The 23796-nt window shown below is 32.0% G+C and carries 21 protein-coding genes, 1 tRNA gene and 1 other RNA gene; 8 read left to right on the forward strand and 15 right to left on the reverse strand.

The window, feature by feature from the left end; translation table 11 throughout:
- Positions 1-71: 71 nt before the first annotated feature.
- The 4 genes from WA327_RS09510 to deoC form a co-directional block, all read right to left on the reverse strand.
- Complete coding sequence (locus WA327_RS09510) at positions 72-2537, reverse strand: DUF5686 and carboxypeptidase regulatory-like domain-containing protein (RefSeq protein ID WP_336069077.1); 2466 nt, start codon at positions 2535-2537, stop codon at positions 72-74.
- A gap of 105 nt (positions 2538-2642) precedes the next feature.
- Positions 2643-3101: an SsrA-binding protein SmpB gene (gene smpB, locus WA327_RS09515; protein WP_336069079.1), complete on the reverse strand. Its 459-nt coding sequence runs from the start codon at positions 3099-3101 to the stop codon at positions 2643-2645.
- Between the two features lie 51 nt (positions 3102-3152).
- Positions 3153-3851: a purine-nucleoside phosphorylase gene (gene deoD, locus WA327_RS09520; RefSeq protein ID WP_336069081.1), complete on the reverse strand. Its 699-nt coding sequence runs from the start codon at positions 3849-3851 to the stop codon at positions 3153-3155.
- A gap of 20 nt (positions 3852-3871) precedes the next feature.
- Positions 3872-4543 carry a deoxyribose-phosphate aldolase gene (gene deoC, locus WA327_RS09525; RefSeq protein WP_336069083.1) on the reverse strand — a complete coding sequence of 224 codons (672 nt, stop codon included), beginning with the start codon at positions 4541-4543 and terminating at the stop codon, positions 3872-3874.
- Positions 4544-4713: 170 nt separating this feature from the next.
- On the opposite strand from deoC, the gene WA327_RS09530 reads away from it, so the two are divergent.
- Positions 4714-5283, forward strand: a complete 570-nt coding sequence (locus WA327_RS09530; protein WP_336069085.1) for a hypothetical protein — start codon at positions 4714-4716, stop codon at positions 5281-5283.
- 271 nt (positions 5284-5554) lie between these two features.
- On the opposite strand, the gene clpB is transcribed toward WA327_RS09530, so the two are convergent.
- A complete protein-coding gene (clpB, locus tag WA327_RS09535) occupies positions 5555-8161 on the reverse strand; it encodes an ATP-dependent chaperone ClpB (RefSeq protein WP_336069088.1) in 2607 nt (868 codons plus the stop codon).
- A gap of 184 nt (positions 8162-8345) precedes the next feature.
- Between clpB and ytxJ the strand changes: the two genes are divergently transcribed.
- Together ytxJ and WA327_RS09545 are read left to right on the forward strand one after the other, a co-directional pair.
- Positions 8346-8726: a bacillithiol system redox-active protein YtxJ gene (gene ytxJ / locus WA327_RS09540; protein ID WP_336069091.1), complete on the forward strand. Its 381-nt coding sequence runs from the start codon at positions 8346-8348 to the stop codon at positions 8724-8726.
- A 10-nt stretch (positions 8727-8736) separates the two neighbouring features.
- Positions 8737-9246, forward strand: a complete 510-nt coding sequence (locus WA327_RS09545; RefSeq protein ID WP_336069092.1) for a DUF3124 domain-containing protein — start codon at positions 8737-8739, stop codon at positions 9244-9246.
- A gap of 28 nt (positions 9247-9274) precedes the next feature.
- Here WA327_RS09545 and WA327_RS09550 read toward each other — a convergent pair whose 3' ends face one another.
- The gene (locus tag WA327_RS09550) at positions 9275-10456 is read right to left on the reverse strand and encodes a hypothetical protein (protein WP_336069094.1); all 1182 of its coding nucleotides are present in this window, start codon (positions 10454-10456) and stop codon (positions 9275-9277) included.
- 127 nt (positions 10457-10583) lie between these two features.
- A complete protein-coding gene (gene fahA, locus WA327_RS09555; protein WP_336069096.1) occupies positions 10584-11876 on the reverse strand; it encodes a fumarylacetoacetase in 1293 nt (430 codons plus the stop codon).
- Between the two features lie 110 nt (positions 11877-11986).
- On the opposite strand from fahA, the gene glyA reads away from it, so the two are divergent.
- Together glyA and WA327_RS09565 are read left to right on the forward strand one after the other, a co-directional pair.
- Entirely contained in the window at positions 11987-13258 is a 1272-nt protein-coding gene (gene glyA / locus WA327_RS09560) for a serine hydroxymethyltransferase (RefSeq protein WP_336069099.1), read from the forward strand.
- Between the two features lie 110 nt (positions 13259-13368).
- Positions 13369-13932 carry a hypothetical protein gene (locus WA327_RS09565; RefSeq protein WP_336069101.1) on the forward strand — a complete coding sequence of 188 codons (564 nt, stop codon included), beginning with the start codon at positions 13369-13371 and terminating at the stop codon, positions 13930-13932.
- A gap of 8 nt (positions 13933-13940) precedes the next feature.
- On the opposite strand, the gene WA327_RS09570 is transcribed toward WA327_RS09565, so the two are convergent.
- The 4 genes from WA327_RS09570 to WA327_RS09585 all read right to left on the reverse strand — a co-directional run bounded on the left by WA327_RS09570 (position 13941) and on the right by WA327_RS09585 (position 18072).
- On the reverse strand, positions 13941-15503 hold the full coding sequence (locus WA327_RS09570; protein WP_336069103.1) for a hypothetical protein: 1563 nt from the start codon (positions 15501-15503) through the stop codon (positions 13941-13943).
- Positions 15504-15800: 297 nt separating this feature from the next.
- Entirely contained in the window at positions 15801-16181 is a 381-nt protein-coding gene (locus WA327_RS09575; RefSeq protein ID WP_336069105.1) for a thioesterase family protein, read from the reverse strand.
- A 10-nt stretch (positions 16182-16191) separates the two neighbouring features.
- Positions 16192-16935, reverse strand: a complete 744-nt coding sequence (locus WA327_RS09580) for a carboxypeptidase-like regulatory domain-containing protein (RefSeq protein WP_336069107.1) — start codon at positions 16933-16935, stop codon at positions 16192-16194.
- A 102-nt stretch (positions 16936-17037) separates the two neighbouring features.
- Positions 17038-18072, reverse strand: coding sequence for a glutaminyl-peptide cyclotransferase (locus tag WA327_RS09585; RefSeq protein WP_336069109.1), 1035 nt, complete (start codon positions 18070-18072; stop codon positions 17038-17040).
- A gap of 88 nt (positions 18073-18160) precedes the next feature.
- Here WA327_RS09585 and ffs point away from each other — a divergent pair.
- The 3 genes from ffs to fsa all read left to right on the forward strand — a co-directional run bounded on the left by ffs (position 18161) and on the right by fsa (position 19926).
- Positions 18161-18259, forward strand: an RNA gene (gene ffs, locus WA327_RS09590) — signal recognition particle sRNA small type.
- An 83-nt stretch (positions 18260-18342) separates the two neighbouring features.
- Complete coding sequence (locus WA327_RS09595) at positions 18343-19143, forward strand: SDR family oxidoreductase (protein ID WP_336069112.1); 801 nt, start codon at positions 18343-18345, stop codon at positions 19141-19143.
- A 129-nt stretch (positions 19144-19272) separates the two neighbouring features.
- The gene (gene fsa / locus WA327_RS09600) at positions 19273-19926 is read left to right on the forward strand and encodes a fructose-6-phosphate aldolase (protein WP_336069115.1); all 654 of its coding nucleotides are present in this window, start codon (positions 19273-19275) and stop codon (positions 19924-19926) included.
- Positions 19927-19980: 54 nt separating this feature from the next.
- On the opposite strand, the gene WA327_RS09605 is transcribed toward fsa, so the two are convergent.
- From WA327_RS09605 to WA327_RS09620, 4 genes are all read right to left on the reverse strand, one after another.
- Positions 19981-20394 (reverse strand): DUF2452 domain-containing protein, encoded by a 414-nt coding sequence (locus WA327_RS09605; RefSeq protein WP_336069117.1) that lies wholly within the window; start codon positions 20392-20394, stop codon positions 19981-19983.
- 30 nt (positions 20395-20424) lie between these two features.
- A complete protein-coding gene (locus tag WA327_RS09610) occupies positions 20425-21987 on the reverse strand; it encodes a protein adenylyltransferase SelO family protein (RefSeq protein WP_336069118.1) in 1563 nt (520 codons plus the stop codon).
- 37 nt (positions 21988-22024) lie between these two features.
- Positions 22025-23527 (reverse strand): patatin-like phospholipase family protein, encoded by a 1503-nt coding sequence (locus tag WA327_RS09615; RefSeq protein WP_336069120.1) that lies wholly within the window; start codon positions 23525-23527, stop codon positions 22025-22027.
- Positions 23528-23695: 168 nt separating this feature from the next.
- Positions 23696-23780 (reverse strand) — tRNA-Ser (locus tag WA327_RS09620).
- Between the last annotated feature and the right edge of the window lie 16 nt (positions 23781-23796).

The raw sequence follows: 23796 nt of genomic DNA on the forward strand, positions 1-23796 counted from the left end.
TATCTATTATCAAACGAAGTTAATTGATTTTTTATTCAAAATCAAATCTAGATTAACAGTTTATGATTCATTTAAAAACTAAACCCAAACAAAAAGGTATCATTAACCAATCCGCTTCCAGAATAAGCGCGCACATAATCTACACGCAAAAACCTAACTTTTCCCCAACCTAAGTTGCTTAAACCTATTGAAAACTCGTTGTAAGGCTTGTTTTCTTTAGTTAATGCAGCGTTGTAACCTAATACCAAATTGTAGTTTAGTTTATTTATTAAAGGGATTTTGTTTAAAATATAGCCTTTAAAGTTGTGCTCTGCATGGATTTCGGCATAGTTGTTATTGGTGCTTAAATCGTAATACGGTAAGATTTTAAAGCTGTTAATGTAATTACCATCCATAACAACATTGGTTTGGTTACCGTTAAAGTGATGGTAATCTATAAACGCAATATTTTCTGCATTATTAAATACGCCAGCTTTTAAAAAGTAAGTTAAATCTCCTTTGTTGCTTAAGTTGACGTTTTGATATAATTGTGCTTTAAACAAATCAAAATTGTAGTTGCTAATGCTACTGCCAAATCCTTTTTCGTAACCTAAAAATAGCGTCGGAATTTTACTATTTGGTATGTTATATTTTCCGTTAGGATAACTTAAATAGTTTTGACCAAAATTAATACGCGTGTTTAAATTTAACTTATAAATATGATGATTTGCAAAAGAAGGAATACCGTAAGCTGTAGGATCTATTGGATTGTTACTGGTATATTCTCGGTCTGCTTTTGGGTACCAAGCTTGGTCTGTGGTATTGAAAAGCGATTTTCGGTTATTGTAACTCAAATTAGAGTAGAAGTGAAGTCCATTGACTAACTCTTGATTGTAATTTGCTTGTACATAACTACGATCGTAAAGCTTTAAATAGTTTTTTTCTGCCCATAAAGAATACGACGTATTTAATAGAGGCAAACTAGTTAAACTTGGATTAAATTGCTCTACTTTACTACCACCAGAAAGCGATACAAATGCACGATTTTTATTGTTGAATCTATAGTTTATAGTTCCTGTACCACGTAATCTGTCATCTGCAAAACCATAGTTAACATCAGATTTTATGTTGAAATATTTTTCGCTGTCTTTATAGCGTTTTGTATAATTTGTGGTTATTGTTCCGTTCCAACCTTGAACGGTATTAAACTGAAGCGCACTTATTGGAGACGAAATTGAAAACGTCTTCTTTTTAAACGAATTTTTATACGTATAACCGCCTAAAATATCACCAAGTTTAAATTTATTTTCTACTTGATCTACCGAATCTAAGTAAGGTTGAGATTCTCTAACCAATTGTATACTATCTTTTTTAATATAGTCTTTAACCTCTGCATCTGTAAGTGGTACAGGTCGTTTTTCTTGCCAATATAAACTATCTTTTTTGTTGGCGTTATCCTTAAATGAAAGAATCTCACGCGAGAAATTGTTCTTATCTAAATTAGGATTAAAATCATAGTCGCTGTACACTGCGGTAAAGCGTCCGCTACCATTAAAGCCCATAAAACCAAAGGTAAAATCGAATATTTGGGAAATTTTCCCCCAAACTTTTTCGTCTTCAAAATATGAAAAGGACTGATTGATAGTAAACAAATCTACAGGAGCAATTTGTGCTTGTTGACCAGTAACGTTAAGTTCTAAACCAAATAAACTCCATTGATCTTCTACAATATAAATGTAACCATCAAAGGTTTTGTCGTTTTTACGCTTTGGCAAAACTTGAATTTTATTGACCAAATGTCCTGAATCATCATAAAATGTACCGACTAACTTGTAGTTGTAATAATTAAAGGCGAAGTCTGCAATTGGTGAGACGATTTCGGTTTCAAGACTTATGGTGTTTTCGTAAAAATTAAAGTCGACATCTGTAGCGTTATTAAAACTAAAACCAGTACTATTACCACTTACTTTAGAAGCTATAATGGTTTCTTTTAAAGGTTTAGGTGATAATTTTTCTAATTTAGAAATAGTTTCAGAAAGGTAAATAATACCACTTCTTGTAGAGTCTAAACTTCCGCCTAAATCGCCAATTTCTTGACCAAAAATCTTTTCTGGAGCATCTTTAAGTTGTAATAAACCTCTGGAATAAAAATCAGCGGTGAAAGTATTATATTTTTCTAGGTTTTCTTCTCTTTTGGCAATAGTGTTTCTAATAATTTGAATGGCTGGATCTTCGTTAGCATCAAGCACAACTTCATCTAAACTAATATCTTCTTCTTCTAAAACAGCATCTAACGTAAAAGGAAAACTGTTAATGGTCACAGTCTTTTTTAGTGTTTTAAATCCTAAATACTGAAAAACAATCGTGTAATCTCCTGTGTTTTTAATATCTAATTGGTAATAACCGTCATTGTTTGTGGTTGTACCTTTTCGTGTGTTTTCAACAAAAATATTGACTACCGCAAGTGGTTTGTTTTCTTTAGAAGTTACAGTTCCTACAACTTGTGCAGAAACTTTAATACAAAATAATAGAAGTAAAAGAAGTAAAGATTTTTTCATTATGTTGGTTTTATAGTATAGACGCAATTTTTACCTAAATGGTTGCCTATATAAAAACCAAACTTAATTTTTTTTGAGAAACAATTTAAAAATCAGTGTCTTAAATTAATTATAAATTTTCTTGATACGATCTAGATTACGTTTGTTGTCACGATCTTTAATAGTTTCTCTTTTGTCGTAAAGCTTTTTACCTTTAGCTAAAGCTATATCTAGCTTTGCAAGACCTCTTTCATTAATAAATAAACGTAGTGGAATGATAGTTAAACCAGACGTATTGACTTCTTTTTCTAACTTTTTAAGCTCACGTCTGTTAAGTAATAATTTACGCTCTGCTTTAGGTTTGTGGTTGTAATAATTACCGAAAACATACTCTTGTATGGTCATATTAATGACAAATAACTCGCCACGCTCATTAAACTCGCAAAAACTTTCGGCTATCGAGGCTTTGCTGTCTCTAATGGATTTAATTTCGGTACCAGTTAAAACAATTCCAGCAGTGAATTTGTCTAAAATTTCATATTGAAATTTAGCCTTTTTATTAAGTATGTTTATTTTCTTTTGCATTAAGGCAAAGCTAATAAAATTAAATGTTTTGCGAGGTTTTTTAAGAAGAATTTAAGCCAGTTCTAAAGCTATTTCAATCATTTCAGAAAAGGTAGTTTCTCGTTCTTCGCTTGTTGTTCTTTCACCAGTCACTAAAGAATCAGAAATAGTTAAAATAGTAAGCGCACTAACTTTATGTTTTGCAGCAACGGTATATAAACCAGCGGTTTCCATTTCAACACAAAGTAACCCGAATTTTGACCATTTTTTGTAAGACTCAAAATCGTCTGCGTAAAATTCGTCACTAGTAAAAATATTACCTGCTTTTATTGGAATGTTTTTGGATCTAGCCACATTTACAGCTTTTTCAAATAGCTCAAAATTAGCTGTAGGTGCATAATCTGCACCACCAAAACGCAGCTCGTTTAATCCAGAATTAGAAGATGCCGCCATAGCAATAACAATATCTCTAATTTTTACATGCTCTTGGTAGGATCCAGCACTACCAACTCTTATTAGGTTTTTAACGCCGTATTCTGTAATAAGCTCGTGTGCATAAATTGAAATACTAGGTACGCCCATACCTGTTCCCATTACAGATATTTTATTGCCTTTATAAGTACCTGTGTAACCAAACATGTTTCTTACACGGTTAAAACAAACTGGGTTTTCAAGAAAAGTTTCTGCAATCCATTTAGCACGTAAAGGATCACCTGGAAGTAATATGGTTTCTGCTATTTCGCCTTTTTTGGCTTCAATATGTACGCTCATTTTTTTGTCTAAAGTTGTGATTAATAATTACCTTCTTCGGCTTTTTGACCTGTTACAATTGCAATTCCGTTAGATGTTCCGATACGTTCTGCACCAGCTTCTATGTATGCTTTTGCAGTTTTGGTATCTCTAATTCCGCCAGAAGCTTTAATTTTTACATTGCATTTTTCAGCAACGCTTTTCATAAGTTTTACATCGTGTATTGTTGCGCCTCCAGTACCAAAACCTGTTGATGTTTTAATAAAATCTGCTCCAGAATTGATCGCTAACTCACTTGCTTTAATGATTTCAATTTCTTCTAAATAACAAGTTTCTAGAATCACTTTTAACGTATTGTGAGGCATAACTTGTTTTACAGCTTCAATATCTTGCCAAACGGCATCAAAGTTTTTACTCTTTAAAAAGCCAATGTTAAGTACCATATCTATTTCGTCTGCACCGTCTTTTAGGGCTTGTTTGGTTTCTTCAACTTTTGCTTTTGTACTCATAGCACCTAACGGAAAGCCTATGACGCTACATACTTTTACGTTTGAGTTTTCTAATTCAGCTTTAGCTAAACTAACATAACAACTATTAACGCATACAGAAAAGAATTGATGTGTTTTAGCTTCGTTACACAGATTGATGATGTCTTGTTCTGTAGCTGTTGCTTTAAGAAGGGTATGATCTATATATGTATTTAAAGAATTCATATGAATAATAATTATGGTATAAAGTTATTGAAATTTTGTGCAGAATAATAATGTACTTGGTAATCATTTTTAAGTTGTACGAAAAACTTTTAAAAAGCATGATAAAAGTCAGTTTTTATACTTCATGACCTCTATAAATTTGTATCAGTAACAAAAAACAAATATTAAACATGAAAAAATTATTATTATCATTTGCATTAATTTTATTAATATCATTTAAAGTGTCTGCTCAAGAAGAAAGCCAAGGATTTAAAGGAGCTTGGTGGGGATTAGCAGCTGGTAGTTTTACAGATAGCGAAGCTTCAGATACTCAAACATTAGTTTTATTACCAGCAGTTGGATATTTTGTATCTCCAACAGTAACCGTTGGTGGTGCTGTAGGTATCGTTAACAATAAAGTAGGAAGTGCTGATGCGACTAACACTTTTGTTGTTAAGCCATTAGCAAGAAAATACTTTGGTGTAACTGACAAGTTTTTCTTATTTGGTGAAGCTAACGTGCCATTATTATTTGGAGAAAACTTTACTGGATATGGATTTAACATCGAGCCAGGTATAGACTACTTTATTGGTGGTAAATGGACAATCGAAGCTAAGTTTGGTAGATTTGGATACAACTCTATTAAACCTGATGGTGGAGATGCTACAGGAACTACTACTTTAGGATTCAATATGTTTGATGCACAAACACAAGAAGGATTAGGATCTGGAATGTCTATAGGTTTAAAATATATCTTTTAATTAAAAGACAAACTAACAAAAAGCAAATTTTGGTATCAAATTATTATTTTAAGAGTTAGTTAGTTTAACCAAAATTTCAGAAAGCCACTTGAAAAAGTGGCTTTTTTTATTTTAAAAACATAATAAAAAAAAGCAACACGCCACTTTAAGTAAGTATTGTGTTGCTTCTCAACTAACCAACCAATTATGAAAACGGTCTTAAGTCTTAATTATTTTATGTGTTTTTTTAATTAACAGAATTTTGTGACTTTGACTTGGCTCAGTCACTAAATTAAAATTCTTCTTGTACTAAATCACCTTGGTTTCTAAAGACTAATTCGCCATCAAAAGCATCTAATAAAATGATGCTGTCTGTATTTATTTTTCCAGCTAAAATCTCTTTACTTAATTGATTTAATACTTCTTTTTGAATCACACGTTTTACCGGTCTTGCTCCGTATTCTGGATTATAACCTTTTTGTGCTAAATACGCTATTGCTTCTGGTGTAGCGTCAAAGGTTATACCTTGTTTTCCTATCATTTTTGTAACACTTTTTAACTGTAATCCAACAATCTCGGTAATGTTGTCTTGTGTTAATGGTGTAAACATAATAGTGTCATCAATACGGTTTAAAAACTCTGGTCTAACCGTTTGTTTTAGTAAACCTAAAACTTCAACTTTAGCTGCTTCCATTGCAGATTCTACATCTTTGGTTGCTTCAAAACGCTCTTGTATAATATGACTTCCCATATTTGAAGTCATGATTATAATGGTGTTTTTAAAGTCAGCCATTCTACCTTTATTATCTGTTAAATGACCTTCATCTAAAACTTGTAATAAAATATTGAACGTATCCGGATGTGCTTTTTCAATTTCGTCTAACAATACTACAGAATATGGTTTACGTCTAACGGCTTCTGTTAATTGTCCACCTTCGTCGTAGCCAACATATCCTGGAGGCGCACCAACTAATCTACTAACAGCGTGACGTTCTTGGTATTCGCTCATATCAATACGTGTCATGGCATTTTCGTCATCAAAAAGATACTCGGCTAACGCTTTTGCTAATTCGGTTTTACCAACACCAGTTGTTCCTAAAAAGAGGAATGTACCAATTGGTTTTTGTGGATTTTGTAAACCTGCACGGCTACGTCTAACAGCATCACTTACTGCTTCTATAGCTTCTTCTTGACCAACCACACGTTTGTGAAGCTCGTCTTCTAGTTTTAATAGCTTTTCGCGTTCGCTTTGAAGCATTTTAGTCACAGGAATACCTGTCCATTTTGCAACAACTTCAGCAATATCATCATAGTTAACTTCTTCTTTAATTAAACTATGTTCTGATTGCGATTGTAAGTCTTTTTGAAGGCTTTCCAGTTTTTCTTGAGCTTCTTTTATTTTACCATATCTAAGCTCGGCTACTTTACCATAATCGCCTTCGCGCTCTGCACGTTCAGCTTCAAGCTTAAAGTTTTCAATATCTTGTTTTGTGTTTTGGATATTGTCTACAACTTCTTTTTCGCTTTTCCACTTGGCGTTAATCTCATTTCGTTCTTCTTTAAGATTAGCTAAATCACTTCTTAAAGATTTCAGTTTTACTTCATCTTTTTCGCGCTTAATGGCTTCAATTTCAATTTCTAACTGCATGATTTTTCTATCCAAAACATCTAATTCTTCTGGTTTAGAATTAATCTCCATACGCAGTTTTGAAGCTGCTTCATCCATTAAATCGATAGCTTTATCTGGTAAAAATCTGTTGGTAATGTAACGTTGTGATAACTCTACAGCACCAATAATAGCTTCGTCTTTAATACGTACTTTATGATGTGTTTCGTACTTTTCTTTAATACCTCTAAGTATAGAAATGGCGCTTTCTGTATCCGGCTCGTCTACCATTACTTTTTGAAAACGACGTTCTAAAGCTTTGTCTTTTTCGAAGTATTTTTGATACTCGTCAAGTGTTGTTGCACCAATAGATCTTAACTCACCACGCGCTAATGCAGGTTTTAGGATGTTAGCTGCGTCCATTGCACCTTGTCCGCCACCAGCACCAACAAGCGTATGTATTTCGTCTATGAAAAGTACAATATCACCTTCGCTAGTGGTTACTTCTTTTATGACAGCTTTTAGACGTTCTTCAAATTCTCCTTTAAATTTAGCACCTGCAATAAGTGCACCCATATCTAAAGCAAAAATTTGCTTTTCTTTTAAGTTTTCTGGTACGTCACCATCTACAATACGATGCGCTAAACCTTCGGCAATAGCGGTTTTACCAGTACCAGGTTCACCAACCAAAATAGGGTTATTTTTTGTACGACGCGATAAGATTTGTAAAATACGTCTAATCTCTTCGTCACGACCAATTACTGGGTCTAGTTTACCGTCTTTTGCTAATTGGTTTAGGTTTTTTGCGTACTTATTAAGTGCGTTATATGTTTCCTCTTGGCTTTGAGACGTTACACGATCACCTTTTCTAAGTTCCTCAATTGCTGCTTTTAAACCTTTTTCGGTGACGCTTTGGTCTTTAAGCATTTGTGCAATCTTGCTATTAGATTTTAAGATAGCTAAGATTAAATGCTCTACAGACACAAAGTCGTCTTTCATGTTTTTTGCAATGATAGAGGCTTCGTTTAGGGTTTTTCCGGCTTCGCGAGATAACATAAGATCTGCACCAGACACTTTAGCAAAACTTTCTAATTGTTTGTCTAAAACTTGTTTTAATACAGTGGTGTTAACGTTTAATTTTTTTAATATAAATGGTAACACGTTTTCATCAACTTCTAGGATACCCTTAAAAAGGTGTTCGTTTTCTATTTGTTGATGCCCATAACTTTGCGCAATTTGTTGCGAATGTTGTATGGCTTCTTGCGATTTTATTGTATAATTGTTTAAGTTCATTTTTAATATGTATTACGATGTTGCTAGCAGTATTTCAATTATCTTACCAATGCTGATTGAAAGACAAAACGTCTGTTGATGGTTGATTATAGCTGACTTTTAGTCAGTTTGTAAGTTTTGAAAATGATGTCGACTTACTAATAAATTTAATGTTTCGCTTTCGCGGAAAAACGAAGAATACTATATGTTTGGAAAACTTTTTGGAAATAATAAAACGCCTAAGGAAGAGAAAGTACTACCTTGGCAAAACTTAACAAGTATAGAGCAATTAGATGACATTGAATTATCATCTAAAGGAAAAACACAGCTGATATTTAAACATTCTACAAGATGTGGAATTAGTAGAATGGTATTAAATCAATTTACTGAAGCTTATGATTTAGATCTAAATGCAGATTTATATTATTTAGATTTGTTAAATTTTAGAGATGTATCTAATGAGGTTGGTTACAAATTTCAAGTAATGCATCAATCACCACAATTACTAATTATTAAAAATGGAGTAGTGGTTGCTCATGCTAGTCACGGTGCAATAAATGATTTAGATTTAAGTACCTTTATATAAAATTAATTTTATGAAAAAAGTAGCGCTTTTAATTACTGTTGTTAGTTTTTTGTTTAGTTGTGAAACTAAACAGAATAATGAGCCTAAACCTTCTAGTCATTTGGAGGCTATGAAATGGACAGGAACTATTAATGATTCTCTAGTGTCTGGTAGTTCTTATTTATCTGTTTATTCGCAAATTTACAGTACTACAGAACATAAAACACACGATTTGACCGCTACCGTTAGCATAAGAAACACAAATAGAACTGATACAATTTATATTAATAGTGCAGACTATTTTAATACAAAAGGCGACTTAATAAGGCATTATATAAAACAACCAATTTTTGTAAAGCCTATGCAAACCATAGAAATTGTTATAGATGAAAATGATATTGAAGGTGGTACAGGAGCTAATTTTATTTTTGATTGGCTAGCCACAAAAAGTACTCATGCGCCTTATTTTGAAGCAGTAATGATTTCTACTTCTGGGCAACAAGGTTTATCTTTTACAACAAAAGGTGTTGATTTAAAATAAAAAAACTCCCAATTTGGGAGTTTTTAGTTTATGAGAATGTCATTCGTTTTATGATACTTTTTAGTTTGAGTTTTAGATCTTCATTTGTATCATAAACCATTTGCTCGTTTGTTGGAAATGGTACAGCTCTATTACCTAAAAGCCTTTTATCGTCATCGTTTAATGCACGTCTGTCACCTCTAACTGTTCCATAGAAATTTTCAAAAATAAATTCGCTATCAATAGGAAAACGTTCTAAAATTTGATTTTGTTTTAAGTCAGTAAAAACAACTTGACCAATAACTTGAGTTGATTTTACTTGCTGTACTTCAGATAGTCTAGCTAATACTCTAACAATTTTATCTTGTTTTATGTCATTTCCAGAACTGTCTTTGGCTACATTTCCGTTTTCATCTAAAACATATTCCCAACCGTCTACAATTTCTGCTTCTCTAACATATTCTTTTTCATAAATATGTTCTGGAGAAATATTAATACGTTTAAGCTGTAAGTCCATTGCATAATCATAAATTACACCTTGATAAGGTGAAGCGTGATATAAAGTCCAGAAATTGTCATTTAAACCATAGGTGTCAAAATCTAATAACTCGTTCTCTAAACGTCTAGGAACAATTTGGTTAGTTTCATTTTTAATAGAAACGATAACATAGTCTGTTCCTTTGCTATGAGCTTCATCCATCAATAACCTTACATTTTTAAAGTTAGGATTAATGTACTCTATATCTTCTAATAAATCATAGGCTTCTCTAGCGTTATATTTATCTGAAGTGCTTAATAATTGTCTTGCCTGACTGTATTTATAGTCAGAAACTTTAGATTTATAATTTATAATTTCAGATGTATAATCGTTGAATTTAAATTTAACCGTTTTACCATTTATTTGAAGTGGTAACACACTTTTTATAGAGTTTTGTCTACTATCTAAACGCGTGTAAAGATTATAGATATCCTCGTAATATTCAGGGTTACCATCTTGTTTTAATTGGTTAATTCTGTAATGATTATCCTCTACAACTTTGTAATACGCATCTCTTAATAAAAACACATAATCTTGTTTACGCTTTGTGTTTTTGTTAGTTTCAAGCTTTTTTAATGCATTATTAATGGCTTGATCGTAGTTACCTGAGTTTAAATGTTTTTCAATTTGTTTTCTTCCCACACAAGATGATAGTGCCAGAAAAAGTACTGTAATAATTGTAAAGTTTTTCATCTTTTTTGGGTTTTAAGGGTTGTTAGGTTAAGTGTTTTCAAGATGCGTGCCAAAACTAAAAATAAAACCCTTTAGAAAAAACTAAAGGGTTATAATTATTTGATAATAAGTATTGTACTAAGACAAATTATTTTGATTTTTTTGGATTAAAAACTGGTAAAAGTTTTGTTTTAACTTCACCAAAACCAATTCTGGTACCATCTTTTTCACAAAAACCACGCATAATAACAGTATCATTATCATTGATAAATTTACGCTCTGTACCATCAGTCATTTTTAAAGGTTTTTCTCCACGCCAAGTAAGCTCAAGCATTGATCCGTAACTTTCTGGAGTAGAACCAGAGATAGTACCACTTCCCATCATATCTCCAGAATTAACAGGACAACCATTAATAGTATGGTGTGCTAATTGTTGAGACATGCTCCAATACATATACTTAAAGTTAGATTTACTAACTACTTTTTCTTTAGCTTTTTCTGGCTGAATAGCAACTTCTAAGTTAATATCGTAACTTTTCTTTCCTTTTTGTTGTAAGTAAGGAAGTTGCTTTTTTAAAGGTTTTGGTCCGTCTGTTTTAAATGGTTGTAATGCATCTAATGTCACTATCCAAGGAGAAATTGAAGACGCAAAGTTTTTTGCTAAAAATGGACCTAAAGGCACATATTCCCATTTTTGAATATCACGTGCAGACCAATCGTTAAATAATACTAATCCAAAGATGTATTCTTCAGCTTCATCTACAGGAATAGGTTCACCTAAATCGTTAGCATCTGTAGTTATAAAAGCCATTTCTAATTCAAAATCTACTAATTTACTTGGACCAAAAACAGGCTCTTCAGCACCAGCAGGTAAAGTTTGTCCTTGTGGTCTGTGTACTGGTATTCCTGAAGGAATAATAGAGCTGCTTCTACCATGATAACCAACAGGTATGTGTAACCAGTTTGGTAACAATGCATTATCTGGATCTCTAAACATAGTACCAACATTTGTAGCATGTTCTATGCTAGAGTAAAAGTCTGTATAATCACCAACTTGAACAGGTAATTGCATTTCAATTTCATCTAATCTAAATAATACAATTTCCTTGTGTTTTACATTGTTTTTTAATGTGTCATTATCTGCGTCAAAGATTTCTGCAATTCTATTTCTTACAGCACGCCATGTTTTGCGTCCGTCAGCAATAAAATCGTTTAAAGTATCTTGTAAGAAAATATCGTCAGTTAATGGTATGCCGTCAAAATAACCTAATTGGTGTAAAGCGCCTAAATCTATAGCGGTATCACCAATACGAGTTCCGATGGTAATAATATCGTCTCTAGTTAAAAAGACGCCAAAAGGTATGTTTTGTATAGGGAAATCTGAATTTTTATCGACGTGTAACCACGATTTTCTATCCGGATTGTTAGCTGTTAAAGGCATAAAGTTTTGTTGATTTGTTGTTTATAAATTCTTAGTAAATATATGTTTTTTGAATTATTTACAAGACATATTTCTTATTTTTGATAAATTTTTAACGAGTAACAAAAATTATGCAACGCGACGAACAAATATTTGAATTAATTGAAGCAGAAAAAGACAGACAGTTACACGGTATAGAGCTTATTGCTTCCGAAAACTTTGTAAGCGACCAAGTTATGGAAGCTGCTGGATCTGTACTAACTAATAAATACGCCGAAGGTTATCCTGGTAAGCGTTATTATGGTGGATGTGAAGTTGTTGATGAGGTAGAACAAATTGCAATAGACCGTGCAAAAGCATTGTTTGGTGCAGACTATGCTAACGTACAACCACATTCTGGTAGCCAAGCTAATACAGCAGTTTACCATGCGTGTTTAAAACCAGGTGATAAAATTTTAGGTTTTGATTTATCTCATGGAGGACATTTAACACACGGATCTCCAGTAAATTTTTCTGGTAAATTATACAATCCTGTATTTTATGGAGTAGAAGAGGAGACAGGTGTTTTAAATTACGATAAAATACAAGAGATTGCTACCAAAGAAAAACCGCAATTAATCATTGCTGGTGCTTCTGCTTACTCTAGGGATATAGATTTTAAGCGTTTTCGTGAAATAGCAGATAGCGTAGGTGCTATTTTATTAGCAGATATTTCTCATCCATCTGGATTAATTGCTAAAGGCATTTTAAACGATCCAATGCCACATTGCCATATTGTAACCACAACAACACATAAAACATTACGTGGTCCTAGAGGCGGAATGATTTTAATGGGTAAAGATTTTGAAAATCCGTTTGGTATCACACTTAAAAACGGAAAACCACGTATGATGTCTTCTTTATTAGATTCTGGTGTGTTCCCAGGTAATCAAGGTGGACCATTAGAGCATATTATTGCTGCAAAAGCAATTGCTTTTGGTGAAGCATTAACAGATGACTTTTTACACTACATGTTACAAGTAAAGAAAAATGCAGCAGCTATGGCAAAAGCGTTTGTAGATCGTGGTTATAACATTATTTCTGGTGGTACAGATAACCACATGATGTTAATAGATTTACGTAACAAAAATATTACAGGTAAAGATGCAGAACAAGCGTTGGTAAAAGCAGATATTACCGTAAACAAAAACATGGTGCCTTTTGACGATAAAAGTCCGTTTGTAACCTCAGGAATTAGAGTTGGTACACCAGCTATAACCACAAGAGGCTTAAAAGAAGGAGATATGGAAGCAATCGTAAATCTTATGGACGAAGTGATTACAAATTACGAAGACGAAGATAAACTAGACGCTATTGCAGTAAAAGTGAATGCAATGATGAGTGATTTACCATTATTTGCTTAAAAAGATAATTTCGCTTTCGCGGAAAGAAAAAGCTCATTGAAAATGTGGGCTTTTTTTATTACAATTAATGTATTTTAGTAACTTTAATAATAATAATATGCAATAATTTAATGGGAATATTTAGCTTTTTTAGACCAAATAAAAAATCATCAGAAATTTATAAACAAAAAGATGATGAAAAAGTAATTAAAACTGAAACTGATAATTTTGATTCAAATCAGAATAAATTGCTAAAAGAAAATAAAATATTGAGTAGTTTAGGTATAAATTTACATGAGTTCAATCAAGACGAAATGGAAGATGTAGAGATTTCTTTACAAGAGGAAATTGACGATGTAATTAGAGTCTCTGAAATTTACTTACAAGAGAAAGAAGATGAATTTGACTACATATCTTTAAGTGAGTTTAAAAATGGCACTAAATCTCTTTATTTATCTCAATCAAATCAAAAAGAAAAAGCTATAAAAAATTTAATTGATAAGTTTTTTGAAAAGTTGGGTGAAACTCATTTAATGGATGGAGAGTTTTCTAAAACAGACCTTTTAATATTAAATGAAAATAATAGTTTTAAACTAAGAGAGTGGTATTTAGATAATTATAAGATTACAGTTGGATATAATTATAATAATTCTGATAACCGAGTTAATTATGTTATTGTTGATGAAAGGGTATAATTTAAGTTCTACTCAAAAATAACATGCTGATAAGCACCTAAATCAGGACTTGCTGTACGATTAACACCCAAAATGTCATTTGGCACTTGCGTAGCAAACGTAGCATTACCTTGATTATTTGCTGCAGAGTTTTCGCCTATAATTAAATCGTTTTCAAAAGGTGCTCTAAAATTAGGATCTTCATTAAAAATGATGTTTTCGTAATGGTTAATATCATTAAAGTTGTAATTATCACCACTAAAATTGTTTCCACTATCTTGAAATCGTAATAAACAGTTGGTTAATTTAAAATTAAAAACTACGCTTGCGTCTTCAATTTCATCTACAATTAATTCTGGATTATCATTACCGTAAATAATACAGTTGTTAAAATTGGCTTCGGTTAAATCTGCAATTGTTGCAGAGTTATCTGCGTTAATTACAAAGTTGTTAATTAGTAACGCAGGAAATTGTCTAAAACTGCTATCCCAATAATTAGTAATGGTACTGTGTGTAACGTTATATTTTCCACCTAAAGTGGCGCCAAAACTAGCTTGACCAGAATTGTTGATAACTAAATTTTCGGCGTTTATCGATGTGTTTCTTCCTAAAATACCAAAAGTACTAAAGTTGTAAATCTGCGAATTGGTAATGGTTAATTTGTTAGTAGGCATACCTGTATTTGGGTTAGCATCAGATAAAATACCAACCGTACCATTTTTTATTGTTGCGTAATTTATAATGTTATTTTGGCTGTCTTCAAATAGCCAAATGGTTCCCCATTGTCCTGGTACATCACTATAAATTGGCTCTAAACGGTCGCCTTCAAAAATAACTTCGTTTTCTAAAAGGTCTTGGTCATTACTTAACGCACCATTTACATTTAAAGAGGCATTTTCTTGAACAATTAAACCTGAATTTGCATGAAAATGCACACGTGCACCAGCTTCTACAGTTAAGGTTTCGCCAGCTGGTACAGCTGCGTAACCGTATATAACGTAGGGTTTTTGGTTGGTAAAGGTTAATTCTTCAGGTAATAACTCGCGACCTTGCAAATCAGTTTCAACCGGTTGTCCATCAATAGTTAGGGTTAATGTTTCTACAATTTGAGTAGTTTCATCTCTATCAGGGTAAATAAAAACAGCATCTTTTATTAAGGTTACTAAATCTACGTCTTGCTGTAAATTGCCTGCGTCAAAAAGGATTTTGTCGGTGTATAAAAATTCAAAATCTGTTGCCATATGATTTTGAATATCTTCGGTAATTTCGATAAAAACAAACATGCTGTCTTTTGCTAAAATTTCGACATTGTCAAAGTTTTTTCCAGCCATTCCGTCTACGTTTAATCGGTAACCAGATGTTTCGCCATTTTCTAGTCTAATGTTTGGGACGTAGATGTCTTCATCTGAATTATTATACACTTTTAAAGTGTAAGTACTTGAGCCAATGTTGGTAAAAACAGTGTCTAAATACACAGTGTCTTTAGAGAAACCTAAAGTACCGTTGCTAGGTTGAAAGTCAAAATCTTTACGACAAGAACTCCACGTTAAAATGAAAATAAAAAGTGCAGTAAAATAGAGTAGGCGCTTCATATAATTAGCAGTTATCCTTTTAATAGTTGACTAAAATATAACTTTTTTAAAGGCTATTTAGTATGTGTGTTTAAAATTATTAAAATCTATTATAGAATTTCTTGAAAACCGTCAATTTGAGTGAATTTTACAATTGAAAATGGGAAAAGTTGAATAGAGAATAGAGTTTTTTAATTCAAACAAGTTCTCGATACAGTTTTTCGTACCTCAAAACTACTCGAACTGACGCTTAATTATTATTTTGAAATCAAAATGAACAACAGGTTTAAACTGACAAAAATTAAATCATGCTTTAAATTAAAATAGGTCGATAATTTCTTGCGGAATTCGGTTTGGTTTTAAAGTTTTACTATTCATAAAACACCATTTGGTTTCAGAATAGGCGCAAAGTTTTTTATCAACTAAAATTTCTACAATACGTATAGAAAATAAGCCTTCACAAGATTTTACATAGGTTTTTAGTGTCACGGTTTCACCTAAAAGAATTTGGTGTTTATACTCTATATTATGAGATAACATGACCCAAAAATAATGGTCTAAAATAGTTTTTGGCGCTTCGGTTTCCCAATGCGAAATAGCAATATCATTAACCCATTTTACATATCTAATGTTGTTAACATGATTGTTTTGGTCTAAATCGTCTTGTGTAACTTGTATTTGTTTTTGATGAATTTTCATAACGCTAAAATTAGTCTTTCTCTTTGTAAGCTTCAACTATAGCGTTAAATTCTTTTGCAGATTGTATTAAATATTCAATAAAATAGACTTCCTTTTCTGGTTGTAAAAGTTGATTGTTTATTTGTGTAGCTTCTAAATATTGAATGAATAAATCTCGTTGGTGATTTTCTATTTTTAATGTGTTTTTGAAGAATAATTGATCTAGCGTTTTAGAATTTTCAAAAGTTGAAATTAACTCTTCATAAGTAGCATATTGTATAGGTTTCTCTTTGTTTTTCTTTTTAAAAAGTTTGCCAATCATACTAAATACTTGAATGAAATCTATACCGCCATCATTTAGTTTTCCGTATAAATGCGGATTGTTTTTAATATCTTCTAATATTTGATTGTGTAAGCTGGTTTCTACTTCTTCAATGGTTGCTAGTTTAGGTTTGTGTTTTTCTTTAAGCACAACTTCGTCTAACTGGTTATTAATCTTTTTTAACTCGATTACAAATGTTTCTTTAATATGAGAAGCATTGATGATTAAAGTTTGCTCATGATAAAAAATAGAACTAAAACGTAGTGTGTCATTAATTTTTGCTGCTATAGTAAATTGTCCAGATTTATTAGAAACAGTAAAGGTATTTGTGCTTAGGTTGTTAATTTTAATATTTTCTATTGCAGAAATAGAGTCGTAAACTATTCCGTTTACTTGTTGTGCATTGGCCAAAAAGCAAACAAAAAGCGTTAGTGTAAAAGCAAAATACCTCAATAGACTATAGATTAGTTAGTCCATCAAAAATAGAATTATTGCCTAGCCAATTTTAAAAATTATAAAACTTTAACGCTTTGTTTTTAAATGTTTAACAGTGTTTTAATGGATGATTTTAACTTCAAATAACTTATCCCAACGCTTACCAGTTAAGAAAAAAGTATCAGTTTCTGGATTGTAAGCAATACCGTTAAGCGTATTTTCGTCTAAAGAAAAATTATCTATTTGATCTGTTAATATTTTGCAGTCTATTACAGCATCTACAGCGCCATTTTTAGGATTAATTACTGCAATACCTTTACGTTGCCAAATGTTTGCATATATTTTATTATTAGCCCATTCTATTTCATTTAAACGACCAATTTTTCCTTTAGCTGTACATACTTGGATATGGTCAGTTTCTACCAAAGTTTCAGGGTTTATAGTCCAAATCAAACTAGTACCATCGCTTTTGTAAAGCTGTTTACCGTCATTACAAAATCCCCAACCTTCTTTACTTTTACCGTAATTAAAACTTCCCGTTTTTTCTAAAGTTTCTGCATTATAAGTAAATCCTTTTTTAGCCATCCAAGTTAAGTGGTAAATGGTATTGTCTAAAACGGTTAATCCTTCGCCAAAAAAGGCATCAGGTATACTTGTTTCTTGTAATACATCTCCTGTTTTATAGTCAATTTTTCTAATTTTAGACTCACCACGTTGTCCAGTACTTTCATATAAAATACCATTATTAAACTCTAATCCTTGTGTAAAAGATGTTTTATCATGTGGATAGGTGTTTAATATTTCAACTTTATAAAACTTTGGGTTTTTATCATTTAATATTGAAATAACTTCGGTGACTTCTACAGTTTTGTCATCAAATTTTACAGAAGCTGTAATGGTATGTTCACCTAATTTAAAATCGGATAGTGGTTGATTTTTAGAAATTGATTTACCGTCTAAAGAAAATTCTACTGAAGAAATTTCAATATTTTTTGGATTGATAAGAGCGACTTCTAGCGTTTTATCAATGCTAATTGTGCTGTTTTCTGTATTAGTTTTTATAGATAAACTCTTTTTTAGGGTTTCTGCGTCTTCACCACAAGCCGTTAATAAAACGGTTAAAATTATGATTGTAAGCTGTTTAAGTGTATTCATTTTAAAAAGAAATTATTCAGCAAGTTATTTATTAAAATTCATTATAAAAAATCATTGTGAAAAATTTAAAAGTATGTATCTTTGCAGCCGGCAAGTCCTACACAACCAGCTCCTGCTGAATCCTCCAGGTCGGGAACGAAGCAAAGGTACGCGGTCGTAGCGGTGTGATGTAGGTAGCTTGCCTTTTTTTGTACACTTTATTCAAATCTTTTCTCATAATTATAGTTTGAACTTTCAAACTTTTTTACTTTTAACTTTTAAACTTAAAATATGTCTAAAGTTATTTTAATTACAGGAGGATCTTCAGGAATTGGTAAATCTATAGGTGATTTTTTAACCCAAAAAGGATACATTGTTTATGGTACCAGTCGTAATCCTAAAAATTATACTAATAGTAATTTTAATTTGGTTGCTTTAGATGTTAATGATACCAACACTATTAATAAAGCTGTACAAACCGTTATTGACGCCGAAGGTAGGTTGGATGTTTTAGTCAATAATGCAGGTGTTGGAATTACTGGAGCGATAGAGGAGATACCTGCAGAACAAATTCAGCATAACTTTAACACTAACTTTTTTGGACCAATAAATGTAATAAAGGCGGTGTTACCGCAAATGCGTAAACAGCAATCTGGCTTAGTTATAAATATTACGTCTATTGCTGGTTATATGGGATTACCTTACAGAGGAATTTACAGCGCAAGTAAAGGAGCTTTAGAGATTTTAACAGAAGCATTTAGAATGGAAACTAAAGATTTTGGTATTAAATTTACAAATATTGCACCAGGAGATTTTGCAACCAATATTGCAGCAGGACGTTACCACGCACCAGTTATAAAAGATTCGCCATATACTAAATATCCAAATGTTTTAAAAGACATAGATGAAGATGTAAGTAGTAGTGGATCGCCTATTGCAGTTGCAAAAAAAGTGCATGAAATTATCAATACTAAAAATCCGAAAATACATTATAAGGTTGGTGCTTTTATGCAGAAGTTTTCTATAGTTTTAAAGTTTTTATTACCAGATAAAATGTATGAAAAATTGCTTTTAAATCACTATAAACTATAGCTTTAAAATTATAAGTGTAAAAAATACACTTTTTAAATATTAATTTTTGTAATGGCTGTTTTAATTACTACTTTTACCAAGTTTTAAAACCATAAAATAAATTAACACAACTAATAAATATATTTTAAAATGAAATTTTTTATTGATACTGCCAATTTAGACCAAATTAAAGAAGCTCAAGATATGGGTATTCTTGATGGTGTAACAACAAACCCTTCATTAATGGCTAAAGAAGGCATTACAGGTCATGATAACATCTTAAAGCATTACGTAGATATTTGTAATATTGTTGATGGTGATGTAAGTGCAGAGGTTATCTCGACAGACTTTGAAGGTATGGTAAGAGAAGGAGAAGCTTTAGCCGAATTACACGAGCAAATCGTGATCAAATTACCAATGATTAAAGATGGTGTAAAAGCTTGTAAATACTTTAGCGATAAAGGAATAAAAACAAACGTAACGTTAGTATTCTCTCCAGGTCAAGCTTTATTAGCAGCAAAAGCTGGAGCAACTTATGTAAGTCCGTTTATTGGTCGTTTAGACGATATTTCTACAGATGGATTAAACTTAATAGCAGAAATTAGACACATCTTTGATAATTATAATTTTGGAACAGAAATTTTAGCAGCTTCTGTGCGTCACACAATGCACGTTATAGATTGTGCTAAGATTGGTGCAGATGTAATGACAGGACCATTAAGTTCTATTGAAGGTTTACTAAAACATCCTTTAACAGATAGTGGTTTAGCTAAGTTTCTAGAAGATTATAAAAAAGGAAACTAGTTGTATTACTAAAACAGAATAAAAAAGTCCTAAGCGTTTTACTTAGGACTTTTTTTATTGATCATTTTCTACTTTTTTCCACATGTGTTCAGAATTAAGATAAAAACTACCTACAAAATCAAAATTACATTCCGAAGGAGCAATTATTGATAAAAACGGTAAGTTGTTTTTATCTCTGTACAAGTGATAAACTTCACCTAAAATAGGCTCGAAATTAAATTTAGCATTATACACAAGGTTATTATACTCAAGCTCTTCCATCATTCTGTCATATTCTGCTTTAAGCTCTAAATATTTTGCCTTAATTTGTTTATTGGCTTTATGTATGTTTTTATTTTTCCAAGTAATATTTTCTTTTACAATAATTGCAGGAGCACCAACATTGGTACCATAAGGTTTTAGTGCAGCATCGTAAGAATTAGTGTCATTATTAAACACAATATTATCGGGTTTCTTTTCTGTAGACATTGCTAATTTTTTTATGTAAAGATACTAATTTTAAGAGCTACAAGATAGCATAGAACAACCCACTTTATGTCTTGCCCATTCTGGTCGTTTTGCAAACCATTTTTCATGTTCTGGTTGCTCTGCATAAGGTTGTTTTAAAAGGTTAAATAACTCGTCTATTAAACCATAATCACCTTTGTTGGCGTCATCAATTGCTAATTGCGCCATGTAATTTCTTAAAACGTATTTTGGGTTAATGTTATTCATGTTTTGTTTTCTCGCTTTCACGGAAATTGTCTCACGCTTTAATCGTTCAGCATAAGATAAAAACCATAAATTCCATCGTGTTTTGATGTCTTCGGTAATAGTTTTTGGCGTGTAAAATGCTTCAGAAATTAATTGAAATCCTTCCGAATGTTTTTCACTTTCAAAATCTGCTAATAACCTAAAAAATATAGTAAAATCTGTTTCAGTAAGTTGTAAACAATCTTCTAACTCTTGAATTAAAACAGCATCTTTTTCATCTTTCAATTGTAACCCTAATTTAGAACGCATCATAGCTTTGTAACGTTCTATTTTTTGCTCTCCGAAGTTGCCTAAAATAGCTTCAAAACCTTCAGCTTCATTTACTAAAGGATATAAAGCATTAGCAAGCTGAAATAAATTCCAATGCACAACATCTACTTGTGCGCCATAACGGTAACGTTTGTGTTGAGCATCTGTGGTATTTGGTGTCCAACCAGGCTCGTAACCTTCTAACCAACCGTAAGGACCATAATCTATGGTTTGCCCTAAAATGGACATGTTATCGGTATTCATCACACCATGAACAAAACCAACACGTTGCCAATGGATGACCATATCAAGACTTCGGTTTGCCACTTCATTAAAAAACTTTAAATAAACGTCTTTACTCGGTTTCCCTAAGAAGGAATAATGTGTGTTAATGGTATAATCTACAAGTGTTTTTAAGGTTTTGAAGTCTTGTCTTGCTGAGAATATTTCAAAATTACCAAAGCGTAAAAAGCTTTGCGAAACACGACAAACAATTGCACCTTTTTCATATTCTGGATTTCCGTCATATAATTTATCACGTAATACTTGGTCGCCAGTAAGCGCTAAACTTAAAGCACGAGTTGTTGGTATGCCTAAATGGTGCATTGCTTCGCTACATAAATACTCACGGATAGAGCTTCTTAAAACAGCCAATCCATCAGCGCTTCTGGAATAAGGCGTTTCGCCAGCACCTTTTAATTGTAATTTCCAGTTAGTGTTATTGTGTTCAACTTCAAATAAATTAATAGCTCTACCATCGCCTAATTGTCCTGCCCAATGACCAAATTGATGTCCGCCATAACACATAGCGTAAGGTTTGGTGTTTTCAAGAATTTTATTTCCTGTAAAAATGCTTAGAAACTCTTCAGTATTTGCGTCTTCGGCAGTTAAACCTAAGATTTCTAATACTTCTGGAGATACATGAATTAGCTTTGGATGAGATGTTTTTTTTGGTGAAACAAAGCTATAACACGATTCCTTTACTTGTCTACGACTGTTTTCTGTTTTAGAATCTGCAGGAAGCTGATTTAAAAAGCTATTTTTTATGTTGAATTTCATTAAGTGTTTTCTTTCTCAACACAAAGATAAGGATTGTTTATTTGCTTCTTTCATTAACTAACCACATTGGCTCCTCTTGAAATTTTTCCCAATAACTTAGCAATAAATTAAAAATAGCCGTTAAAGCAGCATCTTTACCGTTAATTTGGTCTTCGTGATACCTTACTAAATAAGCGATTAAGTTGTAACACGTCGTAAATTCACCACAAGCAATTAACTGGTCTAGTGTGTTGTTTGCTTTAGCTTCTTTATCAAACCAAAGGTTAGTGCCAAAAGCGGCGCAATGTGCAGATACTTTTTTTATTTTTTCTGAAATATCTTTGGTATAAGGTTGAATTTTATCCCATTCTAAAGCATTTTCTGGCTTGTTTTGGTCTTTACATCTAAGCTCATAAATAGCTGAAGTTATTGCAATTTCATTATAAGATTTATAAAGTTTACTAGCGTTTTGACGTCTGTCATTTTTCAGCATAACTACGCCAGACATAACCATTAAGCTTCTAAGTCGGTTTAAAATATATTTACCTAAGCGTTGCGGATTAATTTTGAAGGTGTTACTTAAATTTGTCATTTTACTCACGCTAGCGCTTACGTAAAATAGCATGATATTGATAGCGACTTGTAAACTAAAAATGATAAGTGAAATGGAGTAGAGCCACCACCAATTTTTTAAGTTACTATAAATGACTAATATTAACATTAGCACAAGCACGATTGGGCTAGCTAAAAATGATATTATTTTTGAGAATTTTGTGGTTTCTGCAAATTCAAAAGTCTCATTATCTTTGATATAAGGCGAAGATACATCATTAACTATAAACAGGCTGTAAGGGTTTGTGTCTTCTGAAGAGGTTAAAAATACCGAAGCACCTTGATTATCTACAATACCACCATCCATCAAACCAATATCTTTAAGGTTAGAATTAGGCATAAAATCTGAAGGAAAAGCAATAGGTTCAAATCCTCCAGGAAACGCAGAAGATGCTGCAATAATATCTCCTAATTTTATGTTGTCTTTAAGGTTTCTGTAGTCTTCAGAAATTAATTTATTACCAAATAAACGTTGCGGTTTATCTTTATTTTGAAATCTAAATTGAATAGCATTTGTAAAATCTGTAGCATTAAAACTAACACGATCTAAATGGATTTTAGCATTTTCAAAATCTGCTAAAGTTTTATGGTTTGTTAGTTTATTGTATTCGATAGCAAAAGCATTAATCGGATTTTTGTGTTTGTGTTTATTTTCAGCTTGATTCCAAACACTATAACCTTTAATGTGGTTAATTGCATTATTAACTAATTGATCTTCTTTTAACCATTGATGATATTCTTCAAAAAACTCTGAAAATGATTGATTTTCAATTAAAGACTGCGTGTATTTTACACCTGTAATTGTTCCGCCAGACACTGTAGATATTGCTTTTATATTATGTAGTAATCCAACTTTTTCAAAAAAAGAAAGACTACCCAAAGCAAACCCAGCAGCACGGTAACCACCACCAGAAAAACATAAAGCTATAGATTTAAAAATGTTTGACACTTATAAGATTTTTTTCTTTAAATCTAAGTATTTAGCTGCTTATTTAAAAGAAGTTTGGTTAATAACTGAAGTGCTATTTTTTAATTTATTTAGTTATTGTAAAATTTGAGATAAAAGTGAAGAAACTTATTTAAAATAAAAAACCCTTGTGATTCACAAGGGTTTTAGCGGAGAAAGAGGGATTCGAACCCCCGGAGGTGTGACCCTCAACAGTTTTCAAGACTGCCGCATTCGACCACTCTGCCATTTCTCCTTAGCGGATGCAAATA

The organism is Mesoflavibacter sp. CH_XMU1404-2, assembly GCF_037029465.1.
In the GTDB taxonomy this organism is placed as follows: Bacteria; Bacteroidota; Bacteroidia; order Flavobacteriales; family Flavobacteriaceae; genus Mesoflavibacter.